Here is a 17432-nt window from a genome sequence, read left to right as displayed (position 1 = left end):
AAAGCGGTGTCCAAGACGTGGATGCTCGCCACAAGGGCGAGCATGACGAGTTGGAGAAGCGTTGCGCCTCAGCGCGACTTCAGCCGGTTCATGAAGGCGTCGTAGGAGAGCTCCGCGACCTGCCACCAGAGCAGGTTCTCGCCGCGGAAGGCGACCATCGACTCATAGCCCTTCTTGAACAGCTCGCTCTTGGCCGAGGTCTCGGCGTAGTACTCTTCGGCCGCCTTGAGCGAGGCTTCCATGATCGGCTGCGGGAAGGCCCGGAGCTGCGCGCCCTGGCCGACCAGCCGGCGCAGGCCGCCCGGGTTCACGGCGTCGTATTTCGCCAGCATCCAGTTATTGGCCGCCTCGCAGGCATGGTAGACCATGGCCTGGTAGTGCTTGGGCAGCTTGTTCCACTGCTCCTGGTTCATGACGAGGTGCAGCATGGCGCCGCCCTCCCACCAGCCGGGATAGTAGTAATAGGGCGCGACCTTCACGAAGCCGAGCTTCTCGTCGTCATAGGGGCCGACGAATTCGGCGGCATCGATCGTGCCGCGCTCCAGCGCAGGGTAGACGTCGCCGGGGGCGATCTGGGTCGGCACCACGCCGAGCTTGGCGAGCACCGAGCCGCCCATCCCGCCGATGCGGAATTTGAGCCCCTTGAGGTCGTCGACCGTCTTCAGCTCCTTGCGGAAGAAGCCGCCCATCTGGCAGCCGGAATTGCCGCAGGGGATCGCGTAGGCGTTGAACTTGGCCAGGGCCTCGTTGATGATCTGCTCGCCGCCGCCGAAATACCACCAGCTATGCTGCTGGCGGGCGTTCAGGCCGAAGGGGATGCCGGTGCCGAGGCCGAAGGCCGGCTCCTTGCCGATGTAGAAATAGGTCGGAGTATGGGCGCATTCGACCGTGCCGGAGCTGACCGCATCGAGCGCCTGCAGGCCGGGGACGATCTCGCCGGCCGAGAAGGTCTGGACCTGGAAGCGGCCGTCGGTGGCGTCCGACATGAACTTGGCGAACTGCTGGGCGGTGCCGAAGATCGTGTCGAGCTGCTTGGGGAAGCTCGAGGTCAGCCGCCATTTCACTTCGGGCATCGACTGGGCGATCGCCGGCATCGCGATCGAGGTCGCAGCGGCGGCGAGCGCCCCAGTTTTCAAAAACGTGCGGCGTTCCATATGGTCTCCTCCCGAAAGCTCGTTGCGCTCTTCATGGCGTGTCCGGGGAGGAATGAAAAGAGATGAAGCTTGCATCGCTCACGCATGGCCGAGACGGCCGTCTCGTCGTCGTCTCGAACGACCTGACGCGCGCCACTGATGCCTTCCCGGTGGTGGCGACGCTACAGGGCGCGCTGGACGACTGGGCGCGCTGCGCGCCGCGCCTTTCCGACCTCGCCGAGGGACTGGAGCATGGCTCGGTGCCGTCCTTCCGCTTCCACGAGCACGATTGCGCCTCGCCGCTGCCGCGCGCCTATCAATGGGTCGATGGCTCGGCCTATGTGAACCATGTCGAGCTCGTCCGGAAGGCGCGGGGAGCTGAGATGCCCGCGAGCTTCTGGACCGATCCGCTGATGTATCAGGGCGGCTCCGATTCGTTCCTCGGCCCGCGCCAGCCGATTCGGATCGCCAGCGAGGATTACGGCATCGACCTCGAGGCCGAGATCGCGGTCATCACCGGCGACGTGCCGATGGGCGTGAGCCCCGAGGAGGCGCGTGGACTGATCCGCCTCGTCATGCTCGTCAACGATGTCAGCCTGCGCAACCTGATCCCGGCCGAACTCGCGAAGGGGTTTGGGTTCCTGCAGTCCAAGCCATCCTCGGCCTGCTCGCCCGTCGCGGTGACACCGGAGGAACTCGGTTCCGCCTGGAAGGACGGAAAGCTCCATCTGCCATTGCTCGCCCAGATCAACGGCAAGCCCTTCGGCAAGCCGCAGGCCGGGGTCGACATGACCTTCGATTTCGGCGTGCTGATCGCCCATGCCGCCAAGACCCGCCCGCTGGTCGCCGGCAGCGTCGTCGGTTCCGGCACGGTCTCCAACCGCGACGCCGATGGCGGGCCGGGCAGGCCTATCGCCGAGGGCGGGCTGGGCTATGCCTGCATCGCCGAGCAGCGCATGGTCGAGACCATCCGCGAGGGTGCGGCCAGGACGCCCTTCCTGCGCTTCGGCGACAGCGTCCGGATCGAGATGAAGAACGCTTCCGGCCATTCGATCTTCGGCGCCATCGAGCAGGAAATCATGCCCTATGTGCGCTGAGGCGGCTCCGTCATTTCAAGAGCTCGCATGACGACTGGCTCCGGAACCGCTTTGTCATCCCGGGCTTGTCCCGGGATTCATCGGAGGGAGTCGGAGCCTTATGATGGATCCCGGATCAGCGCCGCTTCACGGCTGGTCCGGGATGACGAGGTGATTTCGAACGAGCGCAACGCGCACCAGAATAAGTCTGAAAGGTTCTGACGATGTCCTCCCCCGCTTTCGCCTCCACCGCCGATCTCGGCGAGAAGACCGTCTCCTTCGACGAGATCGGCAAGGGGGTCTACGCCTATACAGCCGAGGGCGACCCCAATAGCGGCATCGTCGTCGGCGACGACAGCGTGCTCGTCTTCGACGCGCAGGCGACGCCGGCCATGGCCGAGCGCGTCATCGCGAAAGTGCGCGAGGTCACCGACAAGCCGGTCAGCCATGTCGTGCTCTCGCATTACCACGCGGTCCGCGTGCTCGGCGCGCCGGCTTATGGCGCCCGCGAGATCGTCTGCTCGGATGCGGCGCGAGCGATGATCGTCGAGCGCGGCGAGGAGGATAAGGCGAGCGAGATCGGCCGCTTCCCGCGGCTCTTCCAGGGCGCCGACTCGATCCGCCCTGGCCTGACCTGGCCGACCACGACCTTCTCGCACAACGCCTCGATCTGGCTGGGCTCGCGCGAGGTCCGCCTGATGAAGCTCGGGCGTGGCCATACCGCCGGCGACATCGTCGCCTGGATGCCGGACACCAATGTGATCTTCGCCGGCGACCTCGTCGAATACGGCGCGACGCCCTATTGCGGCGATGCGCATTTCACCGACTGGCCGGCGACGCTCGATGCGCTGGCGAGCTTCGCGCCGGCCGCCATGGTGCCGGGCCGCGGTGCCGCCCTGACCAACCGGGCGATGGTGGCGGACGGCATCAAGGGCACCCGCGCCTTCCTCTCCGATCTCTTCGAGGCGGTCAGGGACCATGTCGCGGCCGGCCGCTCGCTGCGTGAGACCTTCGAACGCGTGCACGAGGCCTTGAAGCCGGCCTATGGCGACTGGGTGATCTTCGAGCACTGCCTGCCCTTCAACGTCACCCGCGCCTATGACGAGGCCGGCGGCCTCGATCACCCGCGGATCTGGACCGACGAGCGCGACCGCCAGATGTGGCTGGACCTGCGGGGCTAGGGCGCGAGGGGCCGATGCAGCCCTTCCGCCAATTCGCCTATCGCCGCAGTCCTGACCAGGACGCGGCCATGCCGGTGAAGCGCCCGGTGGTCGTGGTGGGGGCGGGCCCGGTCGGGCTGACCCTGGCGCTCGACCTCGCGCGCCGCGCCGTGCCGGTCGTACTGATCGATGATGCCGACCGGATCGGCGAGGGTTCGCGCGCGATCTGCTTCGCCAAGCGCACGCTCGAGATCTTCGACAGGCTCGGCCTCGCGCAGGCGATGGTCGAGAAGGGCGTCACCTGGCAGAAGGGCAAGGTCTTCCGCGGCGAGGCCGGGCTCTACGAGTTCGACCTCCTGCCCGAGGGCGGCCACAAGCAGCCCGCCTTCATCAACCTCCAGCAATTCCATGTCGAAGCGGCGCTGGTCGACGCCGTGCTCGCCGAGCCGCTGGTCGATCTGCGCTGGAGCAATCGCCTCGCCGGGCTCGCCAACCGCGAGGACGGAGTCGCGCTCGGCATCGCGACGCCTGAGGGCGAGTACACGCTTCACGCCGACTGGCTGATCGCCTGTGACGGCGCCCGCTCGCCGAGCCGCGACATGCTCGGCCTGGAGTTTCGTGGCGAGGCCTTCGAGGACCGCTTCCTGATCGCCGATGTGAAGATGCAGGCGCCGTTCCCGACCGAGCGCTGGTTCTGGTTCGATCCGCCTTTCCATTCCGGCCAGTCGGCCTTGCTGCACAAGCAGCCGGACGATGTCTGGCGCATCGACCTGCAACTCAGCCCCGATGCCGATCCCGAGCATGAGAAGCGCCCGGAGATCGTACGCCCCCGGATCGAGCGCATGCTCGGCCATGCCGAATTCGCCTTGGAATGGGTCTCGGTCTATCGCTTTCAGTGCCGCCGGCTCGACCGTTTCCTGCACGGGCGCGTGATCTTCGCCGGCGACGCCGCCCATCAGGTCTCGCCTTTCGGTGCGCGCGGCGCCAATTCCGGCATCCAGGACGCCGACAATCTCGGCTGGAAGCTGGCGCTCGTCCTGCAGGGCAGAAGCCCGGTTTCGCTGCTCGAAAGCTATGACAGCGAGCGAGGCGCGGCCGCCGACGAGAACATCCTGAACTCGACGCGTGCGACCGATTTCATCGCGCCGCGCTCGCCCGGCGAGCGTCTGCTGCGCGCTGCCGCCCTGTCGCTGGCGCCGCTCGCTCCCTTCGCCCAGCGTTTCGTCAATTCCGGCCGGCTCTCCTTGCCGAGTGCCTATGCGGATTCGCCGCTCTCGACGCCGGATTCCGATTGGGAGGGAGGCCTGCCGCCGGGAGCCCCGTTCCTCGATGCGCCGCTGTCCGGTCGGGCAGGGGGCGCTGCCTGGCTGAGCGAGGCGCTGCGGTCGGGCAGGCCCGTGATCATCGGCGAGGGGGCCTCGCGCCTCGCCACGCCGGGAGTGGTAGCGGTCGAGCCGGCTGCGGATACGAGCGATATCCTCAGGCGGCGCTATGCGCTCGCACCCGGCGATGCCGTCCTCCTGCGGCCGGACGGCCATGTCGCGGCCCGGTTCCATGCCGCAAGCCCGGCCGAAATCGCCATCGCCATCGAAAGGCTGGAGGGTCGCGCTTCATGACCGAGCCCGTCGCTCTTGCGCGCGAAGCCCGCTTCGCCGATCCCGATGCCGCCTATCGCCTGCTGGCCGAGGCGCATCGCGATCTCGACGAACGGGAGAGCGCCGCGCTGAATGCGCGGCTGGTGCTGATCCTCGCCAACCAGCTCGGCGACCTCGCCCTGCTGCGCGAGGCCGTGGCGCTGGCACGGCAAGCACGATAACGTCGGCGCGGACCACGGATTCCGGAGCCTGCCGCCAGATGGACGATCTCGCGCCCTTCTACCCGACGCTGATCCCGCTCGCCTTCTTCTTCTGGGGGCCGGCGCTGGTGATGCTGCTGTTCTGGCTGGTCGGGCTCTGGGCCCGCAGGATCGGTGTCGCCCGCGCTTTGGAGAGCGACTGGGACGGCTTCAGCAAGGACGATGTCGAAAAGCTCTTCGCCGCCTATGGCGAGCGGCTCCGCGCCGCCTATCGTTACAAGCTTCTGCCGGCCGATGCGGCGGTCGCCCTGACCTATGCGATCGTCGGCGGCGTCCTCATCGCAGGCCTGTCGATGCGCGGCTATCCCTGGTGGGTGGCGGCTCTGTGTGGTGGTGGCTGGCTCTTCGGCGGGCTCTGCGACATTGCCGAGAACCTCGCCGTCGCCCGTCTGCTCGACCGCTATCCGAGGGTCGAGGAGGGTACGGTCGCCTTCGCGAGCGGCTTCACGCGCATCAAGCTCGTGCTGTTCGCGCTCGGCGTGGTCGGAGCGATCGTCGCCGCCTATCTCGCCTTCAAGCCGCTGGCGGTCTGAAAGCCGCGCCTGCGCGAGCCGGCCGGACACGGTTGCACTGGCGCGAAACCCCGGGCCATCCCATATCCTGTCGGCCTTCGGGCGATGCAGAGTCGGGAGAATTGTGAATGCGCTTTCGTCGTCATGTCCTATCCGTGCTGGCCGCGTTCGCCCTCGGAAGCGCGGCGCTTGCCCCGGCCCAGGCCCAGGAGGACCTGATTTTCCGCAAGTCGACGGTCTGGAAGATGATGACCCCGGACGACAAGCTGGCCGTCTACGGCGTCGACGATCCCGTGGTCGAGGGCGTCGCCTGCCACTACACCGTGCCCGAGAAGGGCGGTGTCTCCGGCATGTTCGGCGTCGCCGAGGAGGTTTCGGACGTCTCGCTCTCCTGCCGCCAGATCGGCCCGATCAAGTTCAAGGAAAAATTCTCGCAGGGCGATGTCGTCTTCCGAGAGCGCCGCTCGTTGATCTGGAAGAAGATGCAGATCGTGCGCGGCTGCGACGTCAAGCGCAACGTGCTGATCTATATGGTCTACACCGACAAGCTGATCGACGGCTCGCCGCAGAACTCGACCTCGAGCGTGCCGATCATGCCCTGGGGCGGCAATGGCGAGATCGCCAAATGCGCGGAATGGGTGCGCTGAGGCTGGTTTGGGCGCGGAGCGACCTCTAACGCGGCGTGTAGGTGCCGACATAGTTGCAATTGGCGCCGTGGAAGAGCGAGCACTGGCCGCTTTCGGACACCTCGATGCCGCGGCCCTTGCGGCGGATTTCCAGCCGGCAGACCTCGCCATCCTCTTTCGCTTCGGCGACGAGCCGGTCGCCCTGAAGGCGGCCGCGTGCGGAGATCACGCCGACGCAGCGACTGCTTGATATCTCGGCATCGACCTTGAACAGGCCAGAACCCGTCGGGCGGATCGTCATGCTGTTGGCCGGCGTACGGTAGCGACCCTCGAAGGCCTGGGCGGGCAGGAGGCTCGCCAGAATGAAGCCGGCGACGAGTCCCGGATGGGTCAGTGCTGAATGAAGCATGGCCGACGCTCCCTGCTACGGGCCGGGTCGATCCGCGGCCGCTCAGGTTAGCGCTTGCCTCGCTCTGGGGAAAACTCGCCCGGAGGGGTCAGTGCCCGCAGGTGATGACGAGCGGCCGCTCGGTCTCGCTTTGGGTCGAGGCCCTGACCGCACCGGTGAAATCCTCGGCCGAGGCGACGCCGTAGGCCTTGGCGATACGGTGGCCCTGCGCCTCGCACCAGGCATTGGCGACGATCTGGCCGCATTCGGCCTTGCTGGCGATGCAGTCGGCGACGCCATAGCCGTCGCTGGCGGGGATCAGATAGGTACGCTCGGGCTTGGGGGCGGCGACGGTGCCGGAGGTGGGAACCACGGCGAGCGAGAGCCCAGCTCCGATGATGCCGAACAAACCGACCAGAGCCACTGCGCGGCGCATGATATTTTCCCTGAGCTTCGACGAGCTCTGAACCTTCGACATCACAGCTTGGTTCCGAATGCTTAAAATACGGTGAAGTGCGGTCAGCTTTGTTGCGGCGCACAAGGGGAGGGCGCTTGTGGCGGGATTGCGGCAGCCAGAGCCGGAATCGCTGGACAGGGGGCTGCGAGCGGCACTTCGGCGCAGGAGCGTTGCAGCGCTGCCACTTGACGTAAGCGCACGCCGCAGGCATTCACGAGCATGATGACGCGAGCCCTCGCCATTATCTGCATTATTTGCCGCTAGCTTTCGCTGGCCGGCTGCTCACGTCCTCGTCCCAACGAAAAGACAGACAGCGCCCCGGCCAGCGGCCTGGATACGCCTTCTTTGTCGCCTTTTCGTCAGGATACCGGATCGATGCAGCCCAATCTCAGGCTCTACAATACGCTGACGCGGACCAAGGAGGCTTTTGCCCCGGTCGATCCGGCAAATGTCCGCATGTATGTCTGCGGCCCGACGGTCTATGACTACGCCCATATCGGCAATGCCCGGCCGGTCATCGTCTTCGACGTGCTCTACCGGCTGCTGCGGCATCTCTATGGCGAAGCCCATGTGCGCTATGCCCGCAACCTCACCGACGTCGACGACAAGATCAATGCGCGCGCCGCGCGCGATTATCCCGACCTGCCGCTGAACCAGGCGATCGCCAAGGTCACTGAGACGACGACAGCGCAGTTCCACGCCGATGTCGATGCGCTCGGCAATTTGCGGCCCGACGACGAGCCGCGCGCCACCGGCCATATCGAGGAGATGAAGGCGATCATCGAGCGGCTGATCGCCCGCGGCGTCGCCTATGTCGCCGAGGAGCATGTGCTCTTCCACGTCCCGGCGGTCGCCGGGATGAAGCAGGCGCCGCGCTATGGCTCGCTCGCCCGCCGCTCGCTCGACGAGATGATCTCCGGCGCCCGCGTCGATGTCGCACCCTACAAGCGCGACCCGATGGACTTCGTGCTCTGGAAGCCGAGCCGCGAGGGCATCGATCCCGGCTGGCCGTCGCCGGCCGGCATCGCGACGCCGGGCCGTCCCGGCTGGCACATCGAATGCTCGGCCATGTCGATGAAAGCGCTGCTCGAGCCCTTCGGCGGCGGCCTCTCCTGCGACGATCCCGCGAAGAACGTCTTCGACATCCATGGCGGCGGCATCGACCTCGTCTTCCCGCATCACGAGAACGAGCTGGCGCAGTCCTGCTGCGCCTTCGGCGGGGAGGGCGGCGCGCCGCTGATGGCGAACTACTGGATGCATAACGGCTTCCTGCAGGTCGAAGGCGAGAAGATGTCGAAGAGCCTCGGCAACTTCGTCACCATCAACGAGCTTCTGGCGACGGAGAAATTTGGCGGCCGCACCTGGCCGGGCGAAATGCTGCGCCTCGCCATGCTGCGTACCCATTACCGCCAGCCGATCGACTGGACGGTGAAGGCGCTGGAGGAGGCGGAGAAGACGCTTCTCGACTGGGCTGCGGCTGTCGGCGACAGCGCGGCCGGCGAGGTCTCCCCTGCCGTGCTCGACGCCCTGTCGGACGATCTCAACACCTCCCAGGTGCTCGCCGAGTTGCACGCCTTGCGCAAGGCCGGGGACTTTGGGGGCCTGAAGGCGAGCCTCGATCTGCTCGGCATCGCGCTCCCCGCGGTCGCCGCCAGCACGATCGATCCCGCGCTGCGTGCGAAGGTGGACGGCTTGATCGCCGCCCGTCTCGACGCCCGCCGCGCCAAGAATTTCGCCGAATCCGACAGCATCCGCGACGAGCTCGCCGCCATGGGCATCGCCCTCAAGGACGGCAAGGATCCCGCGACCGGCGAGCCGGTGACCACCTGGGAGGCGAAGCGGTGAACCGCGCCCGCACTCCCTCTCCCCCTGCGGGAGAGGGTTGGGGTGAGGGGTCTCGCGACGCTGATCGCTGGCCCCGAGAGGTGCAGGCCGGAGAGGGCAGCGCGACCCCTCATCCGGCCGCTGCGCGGCCACCTTCTCCCGCAGGGGGAGAAGGGGAGCGTGCGCCTGCTTCACGGGAGACCTTGACGAAGCGCGCGCGGACCATGCGCAGGGAGCCGACGGAGACGGAGCGGAAACTCTGGCATCTGCTGCGGGACCGCCGATTCAGCGGCTTCAAGTTCCGTCGGCAGGTGCAGATCGGACGCTACATCGTCGATTTCGTCTGCCCGGCCAAGCGATTGATCGTTGAGGTCGATGGTGGTCAGCACGCCGAAAGCGCCTATGACGCGGCTCGCGACGTCTGGCTGATTGCTCAGGGATTTCGCGTCCGCCGCTTCTGGAATGCCGACATCCTGCTGCGCCCCGACGAGGTCAGGGACACGCTCTGGCACGATCTCGATGGCGCCACGATTCACGAGCCGGAGATCGCTGAGGCAACGCGGCCGGACACATCATTGAACCAAGAAGAAGGAAGAAGCGCATGAACCCGCCCCGCATTCGCCCCGCCGGCTCGCTTTCGATCGCGATGAAGCTCGTCATGCTCGCCATGGTGATGCCGAAGCTGCTGCGCTATCGCCTGAGAGCCCGGCGATGAGCGCCCGCGTCCATCTTTTCGACACGACGCTGCGCGACGGCGCCCAGACAACCGGCGTCGACTTCTCGCTCGACGACAAGCGCGTGATCGCGGTGATGCTCGACAAGCTCGGCATCGATTATGTCGAGGGCGGCTATCCTGGCGCGAACCCGCTCGACACCGCCTTCTTCGAGCAGAAGCCGACGCGGCAGGCGAAGTTCGCGGCCTTCGGCATGACCAAGCGGGCCGGGCGTTCGGCCGCCAACGATCCCGGCATCGCCGCGCTGCTCGAGGCGAAGGCCGACGCGATCGTATTCGTCGCCAAGAGCTGGGACTACCATGTCCATGTCGCGCTCGAGATTCCGCTGGAGGAGAACCTCGCCGGCATCGCCGAGAGTGTTGCGGCCGCCAAGGCGGCCGGGCGCGAGGTGATGCTCGACTGCGAGCACTTCTTCGACGGCTACAAGGCCAATCCCGACTATGCGCTGGCCTGCGCCCGCACCGCCTATGAGGCCGGGGCCCGCTGGGTCGTGCTCTGCGACACCAATGGCGGCACCCTGCCGGACGAGGTCGGCGCCATCGTCGCCGCGGTGGCGAAGGTCGTGCCGGGTGAAAGCCTCGGCATCCACGCCCATGACGATTGCGGCTGTGCCGTCGCCAACTCGCTGGCGGCCGTCGAGGCCGGCGCCCGCCAGATCCAGGGCACGCTGAACGGGCTCGGCGAGCGTTGCGGCAACGCCAATCTCGTGACCCTGATCGGCACGCTGAAGCTGAAGGAGCGCTATCGCGAGCGCTTTTCGATCGGCGTCGCGGATGAGCGCCTCGGCGAGCTCACCCATGTCTCGCGGGCGCTCGACGAGATGCTGAACCGCGCCCCGAACCGCCACGCGCCCTTCGTCGGCTCGTCCGCCTTCGCCACCAAGGCCGGTATCCACGCCTCGGCCGTGCTGAAGGACCCGCGCACCTATGAGCATGTCGCGCCGGAAGCGGTCGGCAACAGCCGCAAGGTCCTGGTCTCCAACCAGGGCGGCAAGTCCAACCTGCTGGCTGAACTCGAACGCGTCGGCGTCACGATCGCTCGCGACGACCCGCGGCTTTCGCGTGTGCTCGAGGAGCTGAAGGACAAGGAGGCGCAGGGCTATGCCTTCGAGGGGGCCGATGCCTCCTTCTATTTGCTTGTGCGCCGCATCCTCGGCGAAGTCCCGGAGTTCTTCGGGGTCGAGCGCTTCGCGGTGAATGTCGAGCGCCGGCACAATGCGCTCGGCGAGCTCGTCACCTTCTCGGAAGCGGTCGTCAAGGTGAAGGTCGGCGATGAGGTGCTGATCTCGGCGGCGGAGGGCGATTCCGGCCCAGTCAACGCGCTCGACATCGCGCTGCGCAAGGATCTCGGCCGCTACCAGTCACTGATCGAGGGCTTGCGCCTCGTCGACTACAAGGTCCGGATTTTCCAGGGGGGTACGGACGCCGTAACCCGCGTGCTGATCGAATCGGCGGACGAGAACGGCGAGCGCTGGACCACGGTCGGGGTCAGCGCCAACATCATCGACGCCTCGTTCCAGGCGCTGACCGACTCGATCGTCTACAAGCTGATGCGCGAGGGCGCGACGGCGTAGCGTCTGTTGGGGTCTGTTGGGGGTGGGAGGATTGGTGCCACCCGCCGTTGCGATGGACGCGCTCTGGTGAACTCAGCCGGATCGTTCGGCGATGGCGGTCCCTGCCGCCCAGCCGGACGACCAGGCCCATTGGAAATTGTAGCCGCCGAGCCAGCCGGTGACGTCGACCACTTCGCCGATGAAGTAGAGCCCATCGACGGCCTTGGCCTCCATCGTCCGCGAGTTGAGCCCGGTGGTGTCGACGCCGCCGAGCGTCACCTCCGCAGTCCGGTAGCCTTCCGATCCGATCGGCATGACCTCCCAGCCCTGGATGGTGGAGGCGACCGCCGCGAGCTTCTTGTCGCTGACATCGCCGATCGGGCCGGCCCAGCCATGGTTCTCCGCGAGATAGGAGGCGAGGCGCTTCGGCAGGATCTCGCCGAGCGCATTGGCGATGCTCCTGCGGCCGTTTTCCTGTCTGGAGGCGCGCAGCATGGCGAAGACGTCCTGTGTCGGCAGGAAGGCGATGCTGATCGGCTGCTTTTCGCGCCAATAGGAGGAGATCTGCAGGATGGCGGGGCCGGACAGGCCGCGATGGGTGAACAGCAGCGCCTCGTCGAACCCGGTCTTGCCGCAGGAGACCCGCGCATCGGCGGCGAGGCCGGCAAGCTCGAGGAAGCCGGCGAGAACCTCTTCGCCGAAGGTCAGCGGCACCAATGCCGGGCGCGTCTCCGTCAGCGCCAGGCCGAACTGGCCGGCGATCTGGTAGCCGAGACCGGATGCGCCCATTTTCGGGATGGATTTTCCGCCGGACGCCACGACGAAATGCCGGCAGCGGATCGCCCCGGCGCCATCGCCGCCGAGCCTGAGCGCAAAGCCGTCAGTGCTGCGCTCCAGGCTTTCCAGCGTCGTTCCGAGGCGCAGTTCGCAGCCGGCGCGCGCCATCTCGCCGGTCAGCATCGCGATGATGTCCTTGGCGGAATGGTCGCAGAAGAGCTGCCCGAGCGTCTTCTCGTGATAGGCGATGCCGTGCTTCTCGACGAGCGCGACGAAATCATGCTGCGTGTAGCGGCTCAGCGCGGATTTTGCGAAATGCGGATTGCCCGACAGGAAGTTCCGCGCGCTCGTGCCGATATTGGTGAAGTTGCAGCGGCCGCCGCCGGAAATGCGGATCTTCTCGCCGGGGGCCTTGGCATGATCGAGGATCAGGACGCGTCCGCCGCGCACCGCGGCGTGGATCGCGCACATCATGCCGGCCGCACCTGCGCCCAGGATGACAGTGTCGAAACGCTCTGTCGTCATCGCGTATTGCTGGCCCCGGAAACCGCCCTGACGGCCATCCTGCCGCGCCCGGCCTCGGGGTAGATGATCCGGTCTCGTCCTTCAACCGGGGAAGCTGCGCGCGAAAGCCCTGGCGGCGGCAAGCGGAGGGCGACCTATCGGGGTGCGGAACCGGCAAGGCCGCCCGGACGGAACGCCGGAGCGGCGCAAAACCTCGCGCCGGCAGTCACTGCAGCGTACCTCCCGGGGCGTCGCGAAGGCCCGCGCTTGCCAGCGAGCCTTGGCGCTTCGAGGGCCGGCCGCGGTCCGCAAGCCCGGGCCGTCGGCGATGATCTCGGCCTGCTGGTCAATCCGTCAGGCGCAGCGATCTTTCCTTGCAGAGATCGACGCCGTCATTGTCGCTCTCGACGTCGTCGCTGAACTTGCCGAGCAGGTAATAGCTGCAGCCCGAGGGCTTGTTGAGCTTCAGCGAGACGCTCTTGCCGGGCGCGAGCGGCTTGGTGAGCTTGGCCACGAGCCGGGCCTGCTCGCCCGTCGTCGTGATCTCCAGCGAATCGAGCGGAACGCTGCGGGCGTTCGTGATCTTGATCTGCGCCGGCGGGCGGGCTGATTGCGCGAGCGCGGGCAGGGTGGGCAGAAGTGCAAGCGCGCCGGCGACAGGCAGGATTTGGCGCAGGTTCAAGACATGGCGAAGGTTCATGGGCGTTCGTCCTCGATCTCAGCCTTGGCAGGCCTGGCAATCTGGCATTGCCCTTGCGACGAGAACAAGGCCCCATCGGCGCCAGAACAAGGCATCGCCTGTGGCCGGGGGCGGCCGAGGCGAGAGGGATAGCGGGATGGCATGGCGATGAGTGAGATTGCGCGCATCGCGGCTTTGATCGCCGGACGGGCGGAGGGGAGCGGTCGCATCCTGGTTGCGCTGGCCGGCCCGCCCGCTGCCGGCAAGTCGGAAATTGCCGGCCGGCTCGCGCAGTTGCTGCCGGAGACGGCCGTCGTGCCGATGGACGGCTTCCATTTCGACAATGCCGTCCTCGCCGAACTCGGATTGGCGCAACGCAAGGGCGCCCCGGAGACCTTCGACTATGAGGGGCTCGAAACCTGTCTGCGGCGGCTTCGGTCGGGCGAGGCGGCTGTCGCCGTGCCGCTCTTCGACCGAGCGCTCGAACTCGCCCGCGCCGGGGCGGCGCTGGTCCCCGCCCGGACCCGCATCGTCCTGGTGGAGGGCAATTACCTTCTGCTGGACCGTGCGCCCTGGAATCGCCTGGCACCGCTCTTCGACCTGACGATCTTCCTCGCAGTGCCGCTCGAAGAGCTGGAGCGCAGGCTGCTCGCGCGCTGGGCGGGGCATGGCCGGGCGCCGGAGGCGGCTCGGGCCTGGGTGGAGGGGAACGACTTGCCGAATGCGCGGCTGGTGCAGGATGCGAGCCGCCCGGCCGACATCGTCTGGGCCAATACCGGGCCGCTGGCCTGAGCGCCGCGCGCTTTCGGCCGGCGGCCATGCTCCGCAGGCCCCTGTAATCGCGAGAAAACTAGCCTATATCGGCGCTTCAATTTGGAAGAATGACAATGTCTCCGCCTGCCGCGCCGCCACTGGCGAACTTTGCACGTTCGGCCGTACTCCAGCCGGGCTCCGGTTTCCTCGCGACCTTCGGAGCGCTCTGGCCCTATCTCTGGCCGCCCGATCGGGCCGATCTGCGCCGGCGCGTTGTTCTCGCCTTCGCGCTGCTGGTCGTCGGCCGCCTCGTGCTGATGGGCGTGCCCTTCACCTTCAAATGGGCGACGGACGCGCTCGCGGGGACGCCGACGACGCTCGAAGCCTGGCTGCCCTGGCTGGTCGGCGCGCCGCTGGCGCTGACGGTGATCTACGGGCTGGCAAGGGTCGGTGCGGCGGCCTTCGTGCAGTTGCGCGATGCGATCTTCGCGCCGGTCTTCATGCATGCGGTCAGGACGCTGGCGCTGCAGACCTTCGGCCATCTCCATCATCTCTCGCTGCGCTTCCATCTCGAGCGCAAGACCGGCGGGCTCACCCGCGTGCTGGAGCGCGGCCGCAACGGCATCGAGGAGATGGTGCGCCTCGGCCTCAACCAGCTCGTGCCCGTGATCATCGAGGTCACGCTGATCATCGCCGTGCTGCTCTGGCTATTCGACTGGCGTTATGTCGTCGTGCTCGTCGCCATGGTCGTCGGCTACATGGCCTACACCATCAAGGCCACCGAATGGCGTATCGCCATCCGCGCCCAGATGAACGAATCCGACACCGACGCCAACGCCAAGGCGATCGACTCGCTGCTCAACTACGAGACGGTGAAGTATTTCGGCGCCGAGGCGCGCGAGACGGCGCGCTACGATGTCTCGATGGCGCGCTATGAGCGCAATTCGATCAAGGCCTATACCTCGCTCGCCTGGCTCAATTTCGGCCAGGCCGCGATCTTCGCGGCCGGCCTGACCGTCTCGATGGTGATGTGCGTGCGCGGCTTCCAGGCCGGGACCAACACGGTCGGCGATTTCGTGCTGATCAACGCCATGCTGATCCAACTCTATATCCCGCTGAACTTCATGGGCACGGTCTATCGCGAGATCAAGCAGGCGACGCTCGATATCGGGCAGATGTTCGCCTTGATCGGTCGCGATCCGGAGATCCAGGACAAGCCGGGTGCGCCGCCGCTCGCCATTCGGGCCGGGACCGTCACCTTCGAGGACGTGCATTTCGCCTATGTGCCGGAGCGGCCGATCCTGCGCGGCGTCTCCTTCTCGGTCCCGGCCGGCCGCACCATCGCCATTGTCGGCCCGTCCGGCGCCGGCAAGTCGACGATCTCGCGGCTGCTCTTCCGCTTCTACGAGCCGCAGAAGGGCCGCATCCTGATCGACGGGCAGCCGATTGCCGACGTCCAGCAGGTCTCGTTGCGGGCGGCGATCGGCATGGTCCCGCAGGACACCGTGCTGTTCAACGACACCATCGAGTACAATCTGCGTTATGGCCGGCCCGAGGCGACGCAAGCCGAGATCGAGGAGGCGGCCCGCCTCGCCCAGATCGACCGCTTCATCAGGACGCTGCCCGAGGGCTATGCCACCTCGGTCGGCGAGCGCGGCCTCAAGCTCTCCGGCGGCGAGAAGCAGCGCGTCGCCATCGCCCGCACCATCCTGAAGGGACCGCCGGTGCTGGTGCTCGACGAGGCGACCTCGGCGCTCGATTCCTTCACCGAGAAGGAGATCCAGGACGCGCTCGACCGGGTCAGCCAGGGCCGCACCACGCTGGTGATCGCGCATCGGCTCTCGACCGTGATCAATGCCGACGAGATCATCGTGCTCGACAAGGGGCAGATCGTCGAGCGCGGCCATCACCGCGAACTGCTCGCGGCCGATGGTGTCTACGCCGCGCTCTGGAACCGCCAGCGTCAGGTCGACGAGGCCAAGGCGACGCTGCAGCGCGCCACCGCCGAGGAGGGCGAGAGCGTCCGCGTCAGCCTGACGGACTGAAGCCTGCGCCGTCCCGGCCGGGCCGGGGCGGCCCTGCCGGCGTGCGGCCGGCTGCTCGAAATTGCGGCTTGGCACCTACGAGGCGCGGGCGCAGACTGCCCTTGCGTAATGAGGGGGCCTGCAATGTTCGCGCTCGACCCGACGACGCTGGTCGGCTTCCACACCTGGCTCAGCCTGATCGCCATCGTGGCCGGCTTTCCGGCGGCGGCGGCATTGCTGAAAGGCCAGCTCAGCCGGTCCTGGAACGGGATCTTCCTGTGGATGGCGATCGCGACCAGCGCCACCGGCTTCCTGTTTCCGTTCAGCGGCGTCCTGCCCTCGCACATCGTCGGGGCGATTTCGCTGGCGTTGCTCGCAGCCGCCGCCATCGCGCTCTATGTCCGCGGCCTGGAAGGCGCCTGGAGGCGGACCTACGCCATCTCCGCCATGCTCTCCTTCTACCTGCTGATCTTCGTGCTGATCGCCCAGCTCTTCCTCAAAGTGCCGGCGTTGAACGCCATGGCGCCGACGCAGGCCGAGCCGCCCTTCGCCATCGTCCAGGGCATCGTACTGGCGCTCTTCCTTGCGCTGACCGTGCTCGCCGCAAGGCGTTTCCGCGATGACCGGCCGGCGGCCCGCGCGGTCTGAAATCCTGCGCTCGCGGCCGGGCGCTCGATCTAGAGGCTGTTGATCCGGTACTTCTCGACGACGCCGACGAGAGCCTCCTCGTCGCGAAGCCGCTGATTGTAATGGGCGTCTGTCGCGAACGCGTGCTCGGGGGCGAGAAGGGCCTCGATCAGCTCTGCATGATTGGCCGTCGATGCGGTGCGGTAGTCCGGTGTCTGCAGGCGCAGGGCGACGCGGTGAGCCCGCAGGACGAAGTCGCGCATCTGACAGCTGACTTCGTGCAGCTTGCGGTTTCCCGAAAGCCGCATCAGGGCGCGGTGGAATCGTTCGTCGGCTTCGCCCCAGGCGTCGATGTCGTCGGCCACGATCGCCGCCGAAACGGTTCCCGGCTACGGCTCCGAGCTCTGGGTCGGGCTGTTCGCCGTCCGCGGCACGCCGCCGGAGATCGTCGCGCGGTTGCACCGGGAGATCACCAAGATCCTCGATGACCCGAAGGAACGCGCGGCTTTGACTGCGATGGGCGTCAATCCGGCCACCAGCACGCCGGAGGAGCTGGCCGCGCTGCTGAAGCAGGATCTCAAGCTCTGGCAGGGCATTGTCGCCAAGGTCGGCGTGAAGATCGATTAGTGGCGGATTTTTCCCGGCCGCGCCCGGTCGCTTGATCGGGGGCGGCCATAGCTGCCGACTCCCGCGTCGGCCCGGCGCGTGCGCGGCCAAAGCGCCGGAATGCTTCCCGTCTCCGTACCGCCGG

The 17432-nt window shown here is 67.2% G+C and carries 19 protein-coding genes; 13 read left to right on the top strand and 6 right to left on the bottom strand.

The annotated features are described in order from the left end of the window. Positions 1-68: 68 nt before the first annotated feature. Positions 69-1154 (bottom strand): TRAP transporter substrate-binding protein, encoded by a 1086-nt coding sequence (locus AC3RCC_RS19495; protein WP_291650156.1) that lies wholly within the window; start codon positions 1152-1154, stop codon positions 69-71. 62 nt (positions 1155-1216) lie between these two features. Between AC3RCC_RS19495 and AC3RCC_RS19490 the strand changes: the two genes are divergently transcribed. The 6 genes from AC3RCC_RS19490 to AC3RCC_RS19465 all read left to right on the top strand — a co-directional run bounded on the left by AC3RCC_RS19490 (position 1217) and on the right by AC3RCC_RS19465 (position 6383). After that, positions 1217-2230: a fumarylacetoacetate hydrolase family protein gene (locus tag AC3RCC_RS19490; protein ID WP_492256304.1), complete on the top strand. Its 1014-nt coding sequence runs from the start codon at positions 1217-1219 to the stop codon at positions 2228-2230. A 203-nt stretch (positions 2231-2433) separates the two neighbouring features. Continuing rightward, positions 2434-3390 (top strand): MBL fold metallo-hydrolase, encoded by a 957-nt coding sequence (locus AC3RCC_RS19485; protein ID WP_291636540.1) that lies wholly within the window; start codon positions 2434-2436, stop codon positions 3388-3390. 14 nt (positions 3391-3404) lie between these two features. Next, the gene (locus AC3RCC_RS19480) at positions 3405-4985 is read left to right on the top strand and encodes an FAD-dependent oxidoreductase (RefSeq protein ID WP_492256303.1); all 1581 of its coding nucleotides are present in this window, start codon (positions 3405-3407) and stop codon (positions 4983-4985) included. Then, a complete protein-coding gene (locus tag AC3RCC_RS19475; RefSeq protein ID WP_291636544.1) occupies positions 4982-5185 on the top strand; it encodes a DUF2783 domain-containing protein in 204 nt (67 codons plus the stop codon). The genes AC3RCC_RS19480 and AC3RCC_RS19475 overlap by 4 nt, the downstream gene beginning before the upstream one ends. A gap of 38 nt (positions 5186-5223) precedes the next feature. Beyond that, positions 5224-5757, top strand: a complete 534-nt coding sequence (locus AC3RCC_RS19470; RefSeq protein WP_291636546.1) for a DUF885 domain-containing protein — start codon at positions 5224-5226, stop codon at positions 5755-5757. 107 nt (positions 5758-5864) lie between these two features. Beyond that, a complete protein-coding gene (locus AC3RCC_RS19465) occupies positions 5865-6383 on the top strand; it encodes a CreA family protein (protein ID WP_492256302.1) in 519 nt (172 codons plus the stop codon). A gap of 25 nt (positions 6384-6408) precedes the next feature. Here the strand turns inward: AC3RCC_RS19465 and AC3RCC_RS19460 are convergent, their stop codons facing one another. Together AC3RCC_RS19460 and AC3RCC_RS19455 are read right to left on the bottom strand one after the other, a co-directional pair. Continuing rightward, positions 6409-6771 carry a hypothetical protein gene (locus AC3RCC_RS19460; protein WP_492256301.1) on the bottom strand — a complete coding sequence of 121 codons (363 nt, stop codon included), beginning with the start codon at positions 6769-6771 and terminating at the stop codon, positions 6409-6411. An 88-nt stretch (positions 6772-6859) separates the two neighbouring features. Beyond that, entirely contained in the window at positions 6860-7186 is a 327-nt protein-coding gene (locus AC3RCC_RS19455) for a hypothetical protein (RefSeq protein ID WP_291636552.1), read from the bottom strand. A 396-nt stretch (positions 7187-7582) separates the two neighbouring features. On the opposite strand from AC3RCC_RS19455, the gene cysS reads away from it, so the two are divergent. The 3 genes from cysS (at position 7583) to cimA (ending at position 11338) form a co-directional block, all read left to right on the top strand. Further along, positions 7583-9052 (top strand): cysteine--tRNA ligase, encoded by a 1470-nt coding sequence (gene cysS / locus AC3RCC_RS19450; RefSeq protein WP_492256300.1) that lies wholly within the window; start codon positions 7583-7585, stop codon positions 9050-9052. Between the two features lie 182 nt (positions 9053-9234). After that, a complete protein-coding gene (locus tag AC3RCC_RS19445; RefSeq protein WP_492256299.1) occupies positions 9235-9636 on the top strand; it encodes an endonuclease domain-containing protein in 402 nt (133 codons plus the stop codon). A 106-nt stretch (positions 9637-9742) separates the two neighbouring features. Next, positions 9743-11338 (top strand): citramalate synthase, encoded by a 1596-nt coding sequence (cimA, locus tag AC3RCC_RS19440; RefSeq protein ID WP_492256298.1) that lies wholly within the window; start codon positions 9743-9745, stop codon positions 11336-11338. A gap of 72 nt (positions 11339-11410) precedes the next feature. On the opposite strand, the gene AC3RCC_RS19435 is transcribed toward cimA, so the two are convergent. Together AC3RCC_RS19435 and AC3RCC_RS19430 are read right to left on the bottom strand one after the other, a co-directional pair. Beyond that, positions 11411-12619: a BaiN/RdsA family NAD(P)/FAD-dependent oxidoreductase gene (locus AC3RCC_RS19435; protein WP_492256297.1), complete on the bottom strand. Its 1209-nt coding sequence runs from the start codon at positions 12617-12619 to the stop codon at positions 11411-11413. A 325-nt stretch (positions 12620-12944) separates the two neighbouring features. Then, positions 12945-13298, bottom strand: a complete 354-nt coding sequence (locus tag AC3RCC_RS19430) for a hypothetical protein (protein ID WP_452119195.1) — start codon at positions 13296-13298, stop codon at positions 12945-12947. 147 nt (positions 13299-13445) lie between these two features. On the opposite strand from AC3RCC_RS19430, the gene AC3RCC_RS19425 reads away from it, so the two are divergent. The 3 genes from AC3RCC_RS19425 to AC3RCC_RS19415 all read left to right on the top strand — a co-directional run bounded on the left by AC3RCC_RS19425 (position 13446) and on the right by AC3RCC_RS19415 (position 16702). Then, positions 13446-14069, top strand: a complete 624-nt coding sequence (locus AC3RCC_RS19425) for a nucleoside triphosphate hydrolase (protein WP_492256296.1) — start codon at positions 13446-13448, stop codon at positions 14067-14069. Positions 14070-14164: 95 nt separating this feature from the next. Further along, positions 14165-16075 carry an ABCB family ABC transporter ATP-binding protein/permease gene (locus tag AC3RCC_RS19420; RefSeq protein WP_492256295.1) on the top strand — a complete coding sequence of 637 codons (1911 nt, stop codon included), beginning with the start codon at positions 14165-14167 and terminating at the stop codon, positions 16073-16075. 123 nt (positions 16076-16198) lie between these two features. Then, positions 16199-16702: a hypothetical protein gene (locus AC3RCC_RS19415; RefSeq protein WP_291650173.1), complete on the top strand. Its 504-nt coding sequence runs from the start codon at positions 16199-16201 to the stop codon at positions 16700-16702. 29 nt (positions 16703-16731) lie between these two features. Here the strand turns inward: AC3RCC_RS19415 and AC3RCC_RS19410 are convergent, their stop codons facing one another. After that, complete coding sequence (locus AC3RCC_RS19410; RefSeq protein WP_492256294.1) at positions 16732-17046, bottom strand: FCD domain-containing protein; 315 nt, start codon at positions 17044-17046, stop codon at positions 16732-16734. On the opposite strand from AC3RCC_RS19410, the gene AC3RCC_RS19405 reads away from it, so the two are divergent. Then, positions 17033-17308: a tripartite tricarboxylate transporter substrate-binding protein gene (locus tag AC3RCC_RS19405; RefSeq protein ID WP_492256293.1), complete on the top strand. Its 276-nt coding sequence runs from the start codon at positions 17033-17035 to the stop codon at positions 17306-17308. The genes AC3RCC_RS19410 and AC3RCC_RS19405 overlap by 14 nt on opposite strands. Positions 17309-17432 lie beyond the last annotated feature (124 nt).

Source organism: Allobosea sp. GW823-FHT01F03 (assembly GCF_058798075.1).
Note: the sequence above shows the minus strand (reverse complement) of the source record. Positions and strands in the feature narration are given on the sequence as shown.